We start from the raw sequence: 11,872 nt of genomic DNA, 5'->3' as shown, positions 1-11,872 counted from the left end.
GCGCGACTAGCATCGGGAGCGTGCCCGACTCCCCCGCCGTTCCGACGCGTTCGCGCGCGCGCCGGGCTCTGGTGGTGGTCGCGATCGTCCTGGCATCCCTGCTGATCTCGGCCGTCGCGGTCCGGGCGGGGTTCTGGCAGCTGGGCCGCCACGAGGCGAGAGCGACCGCGATCGCGCTGTTCGACGAGAACTCGCAGCTCGCGCCGGTCGCGGCGTCCGAGGCGGCGTCCGACGGCTCCCTCGCCGACGACGAATGGCGCCGGATCACAGCGACGGGCACCTTCGACACCGCCTCCCTCACGCTCCTGCGCAACCGGCCGATCGACCGCGAGCGCGTGTACCAGCTGCTCGTGTGGCTCGACACCGACGACGGACGCTCGCTGCTGGTCAACCTCGGCTACGTGCCGGTGCCCGGCCCCACCGAGGACCTGGCGGCGCCCGCCCTGCCCGACGGGTCCGTCACGGTGACCGCGGTCGCCCGTGCGTTCGAGGCCGACGACGGGCGCCGCGACTCGGGCGCCACCCGCATCGTCCCGACCCAGGTGCCCGCCCCCGCCGGCGACCCGTACGACGCGTACGCCGTGCTCCGCGAGGCGTGCGCGGACGACGGCTGCGTCGATCACTACGGCGCCGGGCAGGTGCCGCTGCCCGAGCTGAGCCTGGGTCCGCATCTCGCGTACACGTGGCAGTGGTTCGCCTTCGCCGTCATCGCACCGGTCGGCGGCGTCCTGCTGGCGCGACGCGAGTGGACGCTGTCCGGCGACGGCGCTCCGGTCGCCACCGCGTCTCGGGTGCGGCGGGCGCCGCGCCGTCGGTCGGGTCCGTCCGACGAGGAGATCGAGGACGCGCTGCAGGGGCCGGACGGCATAGCCTGACGGTGTCCGTCACGTCCCCCGCCAGCTGAGAGGCGACCCATGCGTGCTCCCGACATCGCCGAGATGACCCTGCGGGTGTCCGGACGCGCGCGGACCGCCGAGACGCCGCTCGGCCCGGTCGAGCACGCGGAGGCGGGCGACGGCCCGGTGCTGTTGAGCCTCCACCCCGCGATGGGGGGCTGGGACACCGGACTGGGCATGGCGGCCGCGTTCTGGAGCAACGGATGGAGGGTGATCGCGCCCTCGCGCCCCGGGTACCTCGGCACCCCGGCGGGCACCGGCGGGGACCCGGCTCGCCAGGCGGACCGCATGGCGGCGCTGCTCGACGCGCTGGCGATCGACTCGTGCGCGGTCGTCGGGCACTGCGCGGGAGGGATCGTGGGCTACGAGCTCGCGGCCCGCCACCCCGACCGCGTCACGTCGCTCGTGCTGATCTCCACCCCGACCGCGCCCGACATCGGGGTGAGCCCCGGCGTGCTGCGGGTCGCGATGACACGCCCCATGCTGGCCATGCTCATGAGGCGGGACCGCGCGCTGCTGGGGAGCTCGGTCGAGGACGCGGCGCGCCGGATGATCGGCGACGACAGCACGCTCGGGGAGACGGTGGTCGAGCGGCTCGCCCGCAGGGTCGCCGCCGACCCCTCCCGCGCCGCCTACGTCACGTCGGTCTGGGGCCGGCGCACCGTGCGCAGCCCCGAGCGCTTCCCCGGCGCACGGCTCGATGCCTTCGAGGCATGGGACGTGCTCGAGGATCCGCCGCTCGCGTCGGTCGGCTGCCCGACGCTCGTGATCCACGGAGGCGCGGAACCCCTCGGAGTCGCGCACGCCGAGCGCGCCGCGGCGCGGATCCCCGACGCCGAGCTCCGGGTGATCCCCCAGGGCTCCCATCACGCGCTGTGGGTCAGCGACGACGCCGCGGCCCAGCAGGCGTTCGCCCTCGACTGGGTCCGCTCGCACCCGTCGGGCTGAGCCTCACGCGAGCGAGATCAGCTCCCGATAGGACTCGTTGTACAGGTCCTCGACAGCGTCGGGCAGCAGCAGCACGCGCTCGGGCTCGAGCGCCTCGACCGCGCCCTCGTCGTGCGTGACGAGCACCACCGCGCCCTCGTAGGTCCGCAGCGCGCGCAGGATCTCGGCGCGCGAGGCCGGATCGAGGTTGTTGGTCGGCTCGTCGAGCAGGAGCACGTTCGCCTGGGACACCACCAGCGTCGCGAGCGCCAGGCGGGTCTTCTCACCGCCGGAGAGCACCCGCGCCGGCTTGTACGCGTCGTCGCCGATGAACAGGAAGGAGCCGAGCACGTTGCGGACGGCGGTGTCGTCGAGATCCGGCGCGGCGTGCCGCAGGTTCTCGAGCACCGTGGCGTCCATGTCGAGCGTGTCGTGCTCCTGCGCGTAGTACCCGAGCTTGAGGCCGTGCCCCGGCTCGACCTGGCCGGTGTCGGGGTCCTCGACCCCGCCGAGCAGGCGCAGCAGCGTGGTCTTGCCGGCGCCGTTGAGGCCCAGCACCACGACGCGCGAGCCGCGGTCGATCGCGAGCTCGACGTCGGTGAACACCTCGAGCGAGCCGTAGGACTTCGACAGCTCGGACGCACGCAGCGGCGTCTTGCCGCACGCCGCGGGGGTCGGGAAGCGCAGCGCGGCCACACGATCCTGCACCCGCTCGCTCTCGACGCCGGAGAGCATCCGCTCGGCGCGCTTGGCCATGTTCTGCGCGGCGACGGCCTTGGTGGCGGTGGCCTTCATCTTGGCGGCCTGCGCCATCAGCGCCGCGGCCTTCTTCTCCGCGTTGTCGCGCTCGCGACGACGGCGCTTCTCGTCGGTCTCGCGCTGCTTGAGGTACAGGTCCCAGCCCAGGGCGTACTGGTCGAGCTCGCCTCGGTTCGCGTCCAGGTGGAACACCCGGGTGACGGAGGCGCGCAGCAGCTCGACGTCGTGCGAGATCACCACCAGCCCGCCGGGGAACGCGGCGAGGAATCCGCGGAGCCACACGATCGAGTCGGCGTCGAGGTGGTTGGTCGGCTCGTCGAGCAGCAGCGTCTCCGCGTCGGAGAAGAGGATGCGGGCCAGCTCGACGCGGCGGCGCTGGCCACCCGACAGGGTCCCCAGCGGCTGCGACAGGATGCGCTCGTCGAGACCGAGGTTCGCGGCGATCCGCTGCGCCTCGGACTCCGCGGCGTAGCCGCCGGCGGCGCGGAAGCGCTCCTCGAGGCGCGGGTAGGCGTTCATCGCCTTCTCCATCACCGCCACGTCGGGGCTCGCCATGCCCTCCTCCGCCTCACGGAGCTTGGTGAGGATCGAGGCGAGGTCGCGCACGGAGAGGATCCGGTCGAGCGCGCGCTGGGTGGGCTCGCCCTCGCGCGGATCCTGAGGCAGGTAGCCGATCGATCCCTTGTGGGTGACCTTGCCGCCCGTGGGCTGCCCCTCGCCCGCGAGCAGGCGGGTCATCGTGGTCTTGCCGGCGCCGTTGCGGCCGACCAGGCCCACGCGGTCGCCGGGGCCGATCTGGAACGACGCGGGGTGCAGCAGCACGCGGGCGCCGATGCGGATCTCCAGATCCTTGGCGATGATCACACAGTCTCCTCGGGGTCGATGTCACCGTGTCTGTAGGGAACCGACAACGTTTCTGCATCCGGGCACATGCCGCGGACCAGGGCATTCGTTGCCGGATAGGGTGACCGCGTCCATTATCCCAGGGGGTCCCCATGCCGCAGAACCGCCACATGACCGGCCAGTCGATCGCGCTGATCGCCGTCTTCGCCGCCTTCATCGCCGCCTCGACGCTCGTGCCGGGCGTCGAGCTGCTCGGCGGGGTGCCGATCACGCTGCAGACGTTCGCGATCGTGCTCGCCGGCCTGGTGCTCGGCGCGTGGCGCGCCTTCGCCTCCGTGGTGCTCTACCTCGCGATGGGGCTGATGGGGCTGCCGGTGTTCGCGAACCACACCTCGGGCCTGGCGATCCTCACCGGACCCACCGGCGGCTACCTGGTCGGGTTCGCCGCCGCCGCGCTGGTGGTCGGCGGCGCCGCCCAGCTCCTCGCCCGGACGGGACGCCTCGCCTCCCGCGCGTCGTCCACGCTGTGGCTGATCATCGCCGGCCTGATCTCGATCCCGGTGGTCTACGCCGTCGGCGCCCCGTGGCTCGCCGTCCGCACCGGCATGCCGCTGCTCCCCGGCGAGGGCTGCTCCGGCATCTTCGACAAGGAGTGCGTCTCGGCGCTCACCGCCGGCGTGATCCCGTTCCTGCCGGGCGACCTCCTCAAGGTGGTCTTCGCCGGGATCGTCGCCGCGACCATCCACCGCGCGTACCCGGGGCTGCTGGGTGCCGCCCGCACCGCGGTGAGGGCCGCCGGGACCCCGGAGGCGCAGGAGGAGCGCGCCGCCGCCTGAACGGTCACGCGGCGAGGAGGTCGCTCACCACGTCGACGTACTCGTCGGGGTGGCTGATGTGGGGCACGTGACCCCACTGGTCGACGCGACGGATGGTCCCGGCCGGGAGAACCGGTGCGAGCACCTCGCCGATGGCGCCGAAGACCGGCCTGCTCCGACCCCCGAAGGTGAGGGTTCGAGGCACCTCGAGGGCCGCGATCGATCTGAGCTCGAGGGTGAAGGCCTCGTCGTCCCGGAGATCGGACAGGAACGTCGGACCGTGCGCGGCGAACCGCACCTGCTCCTCCGGCGGCAGGGAGGCCCACACGCCGGGGTCGAACGCCACGCGATCGACGAAGCGCTCGGCGGCGCGTGCGTGCGCGCCGGACTCGAGAAGCCTGCGGACCTCCGCCAGCTCCGCCGCGTCGCGGATGCGGACGGCGTCGTGCTCGCGGCTCGCGGCGAGGACGCCGAGGGCCGCCGGCTCATGCCCGATCACGCCGACCACCATGTCCGGGTGCCGGACGGCGAGGCGCAGGGCGATGAGCGCGCCGTGCGAGAACCCGCAGAGGCCGACGGGCCCGACGCCCAGCGACGCGATCAGGTAGGCGAGATCCACAAGATCCGCGGCCACGCTCCGCGGGGCGTCGTGCGGGCCGCTCGCGCCGTGCGCGCGGCGGTCGTACATCACCACGGTGAAGCGCTCCGCGAGGAGCTCCCTGACCATCAGCCACGTCGACACGTCGCTCCAGCCGCCGTGGACGAGCACCAGCGGCGGACCGTCTCCGAAGATCTCGTAGTGCAGACCCAGGCCGTCGGGCATCAGCATCGTTGCCATGGCGACCCCCCGTCGCGTCCGGTTCCCCAGGTCTACCACGGTCGGGGCATGCTCGCCCCGGTTACGGGTTCGCGAGGCGCACCGCTTACCCTTGACCCCATGATCGAGTTCAAGGAGGCGGCCGTCGTCGCGCCCGATTCCGGGGTGCCGATCCTCGAGCCGACCTCGCTGACGCTCACCGAGGACCGCATCTCCATCATCGGCGCGAACGGGTCCGGCAAGTCGACCCTCGCGCGGCTGATCAACGGGCTGGTGCTGCCGGTGAGCGGTTCCGTCGAGGTCGACGGCCTCGACACCCAGAAGCAGGGCGCCGCCGTCCGCCGCAAGGTGGGCTACCTGTTCACCGACGCGTCCAACCAGCTCATCATGCCCACCGGCATCGAGGACGTCGCGCTCTCCCTGCGTCGGGTGATCAAGAACCGCAAGGAGCGCGACGAGGCGGCGCTCTCGGCTCTCAAGGAGATCGGTCTGGCGTCCAAGGCCGACGTCTCCGTCAACGCTCTCTCGGGCGGGCAGCGCCAGCTGCTGGCGCTCGCGGGCGTGCTCGCCTGCACGCCGTCGATCCTGGTGGCCGACGAGCCGACCACGCTGCTCGACCTGCGCTGGCGCGCGCACGTGGGCGCGCTGCTGCGCTCCCTCCCGCTCCAGGTCATCGAGGTCACCCACGACCTGGACTCGGCGGCACGCGCGGAGCGCACGCTCGTGATCGACCTCGGGCAGGTGGTCTTCGACGGCGACCCCAAGGAGGCCGTCAAGATCTACCGCGACCTCATGTTCGGTCGCGCCTCGCAGGGGGCCACCGCGTGATCTCGCTGCTCGGGCTCTACCGACCCCGACGCACGCCGATGCATCTGACCCCGGCGTGGGCCAAGATGCTCTTCCTGCTGGGGATCACCATCAGCTGCATGGTGATCTCGGACCCGGTCACGAGCATCGGCATCACCGCCGCGTGCCTCCTGCTGCTCGCGTCGACCAAGCCCCCGCTCAAGGCGACCCTCAAGGGCATGCTCGCGATCACGGTGGTCGCGATCCTGACGGCCGGTTTCCAGATCTGGCTGGGCGACTACGTCCGCGCGCTCGACCTCGCGGGCGATCTGATCGCGATCTCGGCGCTGGCGCTCGCGATCACCTCGTCGACCTCGATGGAGGCGATGATGGACCTCGTCGTCACCCTCGCGAAGCCGCTGCGGTGGATCCTGCCGCCCGAGACGCTGGGCCTCATGGTCGCGCTCGCCCTGCGCGCGATCCCGGAGGCCGCGCGCATCCTGGTCGAGGCGCGCGTCGCCGCCCGCGCCCGCGGCATGGACCGCAACCTGCGCGCGATCCTCATCCCCTCGGCGTCCCGCACCGTCGGCTTCGCCCTGCAGCTGGGGCAGGCCCTGCACGCGCGCGGCATCGCCGAGCACGGGCGCACCAAGCGCATCGAGCGCGAGGTCGCCGAGTCGGACATCCGGCACGACGCGCTCGCCGCCCGCGGCCTCGCGGAGCCGCCCGTCCGCGAGGCGTCGGGCGAGATCGAGGTCCGGCAGCAGGACGATGCGGTGGTCGCGGAGGACGCCGACGCCGCGGTCGCGGCGCCCGAGCCCACGGACGAGCCCGAGCCCGTGACGGACGCCGCCCCCGAGCCGGAGGCGTCAGACGACCCCGCCGAGCCCGAGGTCGCGGAGGACCCTGCCGACAGCACCGGCACGTCCTTCGAGGACATCGTGGGGCTGCCCTCGCGCCGCCAGCGCCGTCGCGGGCTGCGCTAGGTCCGACCGGCGCACCCGTTCGACCTCGCTCCTCCGGAAGCCTGAGCACCCCGCTAGCGTTGGGGTCGGTGGAGGTGGGGCGATGACGTTCAACGAGGGCTCTCGGCTCGATCCCGGCCGCGTCGGCTCGCGCGGACGGAGCGCCAAGGGCGGGCTCGCGATCGGAGGCGGCATCGGGGGCCTCGCGATCGTGCTGCTGTACATGTTCCTGGGCGGCAACCCGAGCGACCTGGGCGCGCTCATGGGCGGCACCGGCAGCGCCCCCGTCGACGACACCGCGCAGCAGGACCTCGCCGACCGCTGCCAGACGGGCGCCGACGCCAACGACTACACCGACTGCCGCATGGTCGGCACGGTGAACTCGCTCGACGCGTACTGGGCCGAGGCGCTGCCCGCCGCGGGCGTCGACTTCGCCTACCCCGGCATCGTCCTGTTCGACCAGGCCACGCAGTCAGGCTGCGGCACCGCATCGTCCGCCACGGGGCCGTTCTACTGCCCGCCCGACCAGACCATCTACCTGGACGTGAGCTTCTTCGACGTGCTCGCGACCGACTTCGGCGCGAGCGGCGGCCCGCTCGCGGAGATGTACGTGATGGCGCACGAGTACGGTCACCACATCGAGAACCTCGTGGGCGTGTTCGACGTCGCCGACCGGACGGGCACCGGCGAGGACTCCGACTCCGTCAAGGTCGAGCTGATGGCCGACTGCCTCGCGGGGGTGTGGGCGGGGCACGCGGCCACCGTGCCGGACGCGTCGGGCACCCCGTACCTCGCGCCTCTCACGCAGCAGGACCTCGACGACGCGCTCTCCGCCGCCGCGGCGGTGGGCGACGACCGCATCCAGGAGGCCTCGGGCGGCGAGGCGGACCCGCACACCTTCACGCACGGCAGCGCCGAGCAGCGCGCCGACGCGTTCGCGGCCGGCTATCGCAACGGCACCCTCGCCGCGTGCGACGCGTTCGGCGTCACGGACGGCTGAGCCGGTGTCGGGCCCGACCCAGGAGCGCCGCGCGGGGATGTCAATGCCCGTGCTCGCGGGCATGGTCATCGGGTCGATGGTCGGCGCGGGCGTCTTCTCCCTGCCCTCGTCGTTCGCGGGCTCGGCCGGCGGCCTCGGCGCCCTCCTCGCGTGGGGCGTCGCCGGCGGCGGCATGCTGATGCTCGCGCTCGTCTTCCAGCGGCTCGCGATACGGCGGCCCGATCTCGACTCCGGCATCGTCGCGTACGCGAAGGCGGGGTTCGGCCCGTACGTGGGATTCTTCTCGGCGTTCGGGTACTGGGCCGCGGCGTGCATCGCCAACGTGACCTACTGGGTGCTCATCGCCTCGACGCTCGGGGCGGTGGTGCCGGCGTTCGGCGACGGCTCGACGTGGGCGGCCTTCGCGCTGGGCACGGTCGGGCTGTGGGCGTTCCACCTGGTGGTCGCGCGCGGCGTCACGCAGGCCGCGGCGCTCAACGCGATCACGGCCGTCGCGAAGTTCGTGCCGCTGCTGCTGTTCGTGGTGCTGCTGATCTTCGGCGGCTTCTCCTGGGACACCTTCACCGGCAACCTCGCGGGCGACGATGCGCTGGGCGGGCTGGGCGACCAGGTGCGCGCGACCATGCTGGTGACGGTGTTCGTGTTCCTGGGCGTCGAGGGGGCGAGCGTCTACTCGCGCTACGCGCGCCGGCGCGAGGACGTCGGGCGGGCGACGGTGACGGGCTTCCTCACGGTGCTCGCGCTGTTCGTCGCCGTCACGATGCTCTCGTTCGGCGTCCTGCCCCGGGCCGAGCTCGCGGCGCTGGACCAGCCGTCGGCCGCCGGGGTGCTGGAGGCGGCGGTCGGACCATGGGGCGCCTGGCTCATCGGCATCGGGCTGCTGATCTCCGTGCTGGGCGCGTACCTCGCCTGGACGCTGCTCGCCACCGAGGTGCTGCACGAGGCGGCGCTCCAGGACGACGCCCCGCGCCTCCTCCGCCGCACCAACGGCCGGGGCGTGCCGATCGCGGCGCTCACGGCGACCTCGCTGGTCACCTGGCTCTTCCTGGTGCTCACCCAGCTCTCCGAGAACGCATTCGACTTCTCGCTCGAGCTCACCAGCGCGCTCGCGATCATCCCGTACCTGCTCACGGCTGGATTCGGGGTGCGTGCGGCGCTGTCACGCGACCATCGCGCGCCGGCCGCGATCGTGGTCGCAGCCATCGCGCTGGCCTACACGTTCTTCCTTGTCTACGCGATGGGACCGGCGTACGCCCTGCTGGCGCTCATCATCTACGCGCCCGCGACGTTGCTGTACGCGTGGGCGCGCCGGGAGCAGGGCCTGCGGGTCTTCAGCCGCCGCGAGGCGGTGCTGTGCGCGCTCAGCGTCGCGGGCGCCGTCGCGGCCGTGGTCGCCCTCGCGACCGGCGCCGTCAGCCTCTGAGGACGCTCAGCCGTCCAGCATCCCGACCAGCGTCGTGGTGGTCGCCCAGTTGCGGATGGTCATCTGCTTGTACATCGGCGTGCCCATCACGCTCGACATCCGCGACTTCGTGCGCTGCGCGCTGAGCCGGCGGAAGTACACGACTCCCTCGCCCTCCCACAGCGTGTCGACGCCCTCGCGCAACGAGAACGCGTCCGCGGCCTCGGACGCGGCGATGCCGGGCCGGAGGAAGGCGACATCCGAGTGGTAGACATCCGGCTCCGCACCGAAGCGGGACGGCGCGCCCTCGACGGCGCCGCGCATCGTCGCCGCGTCGACCGTGACGACCACGGTGTCCACGTCGAAGTCGGCCAGCAGCACACGCTCGACCAGGGAGTTCACCTGGTCGGCGCGGCTCTCCCCCGCGTCGACCAGCACGTTGCCCGACTGGATGTAGGTGCGCACCTGGCGGAGCCCCGCGGCCTCGAGAGAGGCGCGCAGCTCCGCCATGGGCACCTTGTTGCGCCCGCCGACGTTGATCGCGCGGATGAGGACCACGTGCGTCGTGGCCATGGTGGTGTCAGACGTTGAAGCCGAGCGCGCGGAGCTGCTCGCGGCCGTCGTCGGTGATCTTGTCCGGCCCCCACGGCGGCATCCACACCCAGTTGATGCGGAAGCCGTCGACCAGGCCGTCGAGCGCCTGCGAGGTCTGGTCCTCGATGACGTCCGTCAGCGGGCAGGCCGCGGACGTCAGCGTCATGTCGATCACGGCGTGGCGGTTCTCATCGAGCATCACGCCGTAGACCAGCCCGAGATCCACGACGTTGATGCCGAGCTCGGGGTCGATGACGTCGCGGAGCGCCTCCTCGACGTCCGCGGCGTTGGCCGGGGCCTTGGTGCCTTCGGTCATGCCTTGTCTCCTTCCGTGGCGGAGGACGATGCGCCCCTCGCCTGGATGAGCGCGTCCTTGAGGGCCACCCAGCCCAGGAGCGCGCACTTGATGCGTGCAGGGTACTTGCCGACACCGACGAACGCGGTCGCGTCGCCCAGCATGTCCTCGCGATCGTCGTCCAGCGGCTCGCCCTTCGCCTGCATCAGGGCACGGAACGCCTCGTAGGTCTCATCGGCCGTCTCGAGCGACTCGCCGTCGAGGAGCTCGGCGAGCACAGAGATCGACGCCTGCGAGATCGAGCAGCCCTGGCCCTCCCAGGAGAGCGACGCGATCGTGTCGCCCTCGAGGCCCACCCGCAGGGTGACCTCGTCTCCGCAGGTCGTGTTGACCTGGTGCGACTCGCCGTGGGCGGGCAGGTCGACCTGAACCAGGCCGCGGCCATGCGCGGCGCGGGCGTGGTCCATGATGACCTGCTGGTACATCTGCTCGAGAGAGCTCATGCGGTGACTCCGAAGAAGCTGCGGACCGAGGCGAGCGCCTCGACGAACGCGTGCGCGTCCGCCTCGGTGGTGTACACGTGGGCCGACGCCCGGGTCGAGCCGGTGAGCCCGAGGCGACGATGCAGGGGCTGGGCGCAGTGGTGTCCCACCCGCGCGGCGATGCCGCGGTCGTCCAGCACCTGGCCGACGTCATGGGCGTGGACGCCCTCGACCGCGACCGCGGCGAGGCCGAGCACGTCCCCGGCGGCGGGGCCGCCGACCGGGCCGAGGAGCCGGACACCGTCGAGACTCGCAGCGCCCTCGCGCATGATCTGCGCGATGCGCGCCTCATGGGCGGCGACGTTCTCCATCCCGAGGCTCATGAGGTACCTCGCGGCCGCACCCATGCCGACGGCCTGAGAGACGGGCTGCGTGCCGGGCTCGAAACGCGTGGGCGCCTCGAGCCACGTGGTCCTCTCCATGGTGACCACCGCGATGGCCCCACCGCCGAAGATCGACGGCGGCAGCGCGTCGAGCAGCTCCTTGCGGCCCCACAGGGCGCCCACCCCGGTCGGGCCGAGCATCTTGTGGCCCGAGAAGGCGGCGAAGTCGACGCCGAGCTCCGGGAAGGACACCGGGATGTGCGGCACCGACTGGCATGCGTCGAGCACGGTGAGCGCGCCCACCTCGCGGGCGCGCGCCACGATCGCCGCGACGTCCGTGATGACGCCGGTGACGTTGCTGGCGTGCGTGAACGCGACCACCTTGGTGGACGGGCTCACGATCTCGGCGAGCGTCGAGAGGTCCAGGACCCCGGCATCGTCCACCGGGATCCAGGCGAGCTCGGCGCCCGTCCGTGCCGCGAGCTGCTGCCACGGGATCAGGTTCGCGTGGTGCTCGAGCTCCGTGACGACGATCCGGTCACCCGGGCCGATGCGGAAGCGATCCGCCTCCGCTCCCCCGGCTCCCAGGGTCGCGTTCTGGATCCCGTTCGCGACCAGGTTGATCGCCGCGGTCGCTCCCGAGGTCCAGACGATCTCCTCGACGGGCGCTCCGACCAGCCGCGCGACATCCGCACGCGCACCCTCGAAGGCCTCGGTCGCCTCCTCCGCGAGCAGGTGCGCGCCGCGCGCGACAGCGCCGTTGCTCCGCGTCAGGAAGTCGGCCTCGGCCTCCAGCACGGCACGCGGCCGCTGGGCCGTCGCGCCGGAGTCGAGGTACACGAGCGGCCTCCCGTTCCTGACCGTGCGGGCCAGGAGCGGGAAGTCGTCGCGGACGTCGGCGAGCATCG

At 72.6% G+C, this 11,872-nt stretch carries 13 protein-coding genes; 7 read left to right on the top strand and 6 right to left on the bottom strand.

Going from position 1 to position 11,872, the window contains the following annotated elements; genetic code table 11:
* Positions 1-20 precede the first annotated feature (20 nt).
* On the top strand, positions 21-875 hold the full coding sequence (locus tag QQX10_RS12615; RefSeq protein WP_301121623.1) for an SURF1 family protein: 855 nt from the start codon (positions 21-23) through the stop codon (positions 873-875).
* 39 nt (positions 876-914) lie between these two features.
* Positions 915-1,844: an alpha/beta fold hydrolase gene (locus QQX10_RS12610; RefSeq protein ID WP_301121626.1), complete on the top strand. Its 930-nt coding sequence runs from the start codon at positions 915-917 to the stop codon at positions 1,842-1,844.
* Positions 1,845-1,847: 3 nt separating this feature from the next.
* On the opposite strand, the gene QQX10_RS12605 is transcribed toward QQX10_RS12610, so the two are convergent.
* Complete coding sequence (locus QQX10_RS12605; protein WP_301121628.1) at positions 1,848-3,446, bottom strand: ABC-F family ATP-binding cassette domain-containing protein; 1,599 nt, start codon at positions 3,444-3,446, stop codon at positions 1,848-1,850.
* 131 nt (positions 3,447-3,577) lie between these two features.
* Between QQX10_RS12605 and QQX10_RS12600 the strand changes: the two genes are divergently transcribed.
* On the top strand, positions 3,578-4,261 hold the full coding sequence (locus tag QQX10_RS12600) for a biotin transporter BioY (RefSeq protein WP_301121630.1): 684 nt from the start codon (positions 3,578-3,580) through the stop codon (positions 4,259-4,261).
* 4 nt (positions 4,262-4,265) lie between these two features.
* Here the strand turns inward: QQX10_RS12600 and QQX10_RS12595 are convergent, their stop codons facing one another.
* Positions 4,266-5,078 carry an alpha/beta fold hydrolase gene (locus QQX10_RS12595; RefSeq protein ID WP_301121632.1) on the bottom strand — a complete coding sequence of 271 codons (813 nt, stop codon included), beginning with the start codon at positions 5,076-5,078 and terminating at the stop codon, positions 4,266-4,268.
* Positions 5,079-5,177: 99 nt separating this feature from the next.
* On the opposite strand from QQX10_RS12595, the gene QQX10_RS12590 reads away from it, so the two are divergent.
* From QQX10_RS12590 to QQX10_RS12575, 4 genes are all read left to right on the top strand, one after another.
* Positions 5,178-5,885, top strand: a complete 708-nt coding sequence (locus QQX10_RS12590; protein ID WP_301121634.1) for an energy-coupling factor ABC transporter ATP-binding protein — start codon at positions 5,178-5,180, stop codon at positions 5,883-5,885.
* Complete coding sequence (locus QQX10_RS12585) at positions 5,882-6,829, top strand: CbiQ family ECF transporter T component (RefSeq protein ID WP_301121636.1); 948 nt, start codon at positions 5,882-5,884, stop codon at positions 6,827-6,829. Before QQX10_RS12590 ends, QQX10_RS12585 begins: the two co-directional genes overlap by 4 nt.
* Before the next feature lie 82 nt (positions 6,830-6,911).
* Entirely contained in the window at positions 6,912-7,808 is an 897-nt protein-coding gene (gene ypfJ / locus QQX10_RS12580; protein ID WP_301121642.1) for a KPN_02809 family neutral zinc metallopeptidase, read from the top strand.
* A 43-nt stretch (positions 7,809-7,851) separates the two neighbouring features.
* The gene (locus tag QQX10_RS12575) at positions 7,852-9,231 is read left to right on the top strand and encodes a basic amino acid/polyamine antiporter (protein ID WP_301121644.1); all 1,380 of its coding nucleotides are present in this window, start codon (positions 7,852-7,854) and stop codon (positions 9,229-9,231) included.
* A gap of 6 nt (positions 9,232-9,237) precedes the next feature.
* Here QQX10_RS12575 and QQX10_RS12570 read toward each other — a convergent pair whose 3' ends face one another.
* Genes QQX10_RS12570 through QQX10_RS12555 form a run of 4 tightly spaced genes read right to left on the bottom strand, consistent with a single transcriptional unit; the run spans position 9,238 to position 11,870 of the window.
* Complete coding sequence (locus tag QQX10_RS12570) at positions 9,238-9,783, bottom strand: DUF1697 domain-containing protein (RefSeq protein ID WP_301121646.1); 546 nt, start codon at positions 9,781-9,783, stop codon at positions 9,238-9,240.
* A gap of 7 nt (positions 9,784-9,790) precedes the next feature.
* A complete protein-coding gene (locus QQX10_RS12565) occupies positions 9,791-10,120 on the bottom strand; it encodes a metal-sulfur cluster assembly factor (RefSeq protein WP_301121648.1) in 330 nt (109 codons plus the stop codon).
* Positions 10,117-10,602 carry a Fe-S cluster assembly sulfur transfer protein SufU gene (gene sufU / locus QQX10_RS12560; protein ID WP_301121650.1) on the bottom strand — a complete coding sequence of 162 codons (486 nt, stop codon included), beginning with the start codon at positions 10,600-10,602 and terminating at the stop codon, positions 10,117-10,119. The genes QQX10_RS12565 and sufU overlap by 4 nt, the downstream gene beginning before the upstream one ends.
* Positions 10,599-11,870, bottom strand: a complete 1,272-nt coding sequence (locus tag QQX10_RS12555; protein ID WP_301121652.1) for an aminotransferase class V-fold PLP-dependent enzyme — start codon at positions 11,868-11,870, stop codon at positions 10,599-10,601. The genes sufU and QQX10_RS12555 overlap by 4 nt, the downstream gene beginning before the upstream one ends.
* Between the last annotated feature and the right edge of the window lie 2 nt (positions 11,871-11,872).

Source organism: Demequina lignilytica (assembly GCF_030418305.1).
Taxonomy (GTDB): domain Bacteria; phylum Actinomycetota; class Actinomycetes; order Actinomycetales; family Demequinaceae; genus Demequina; species Demequina lignilytica.
The sequence above is the reverse complement of the archived record's forward strand: the minus strand, read 5'-3'. Positions and strand labels throughout refer to the sequence as shown.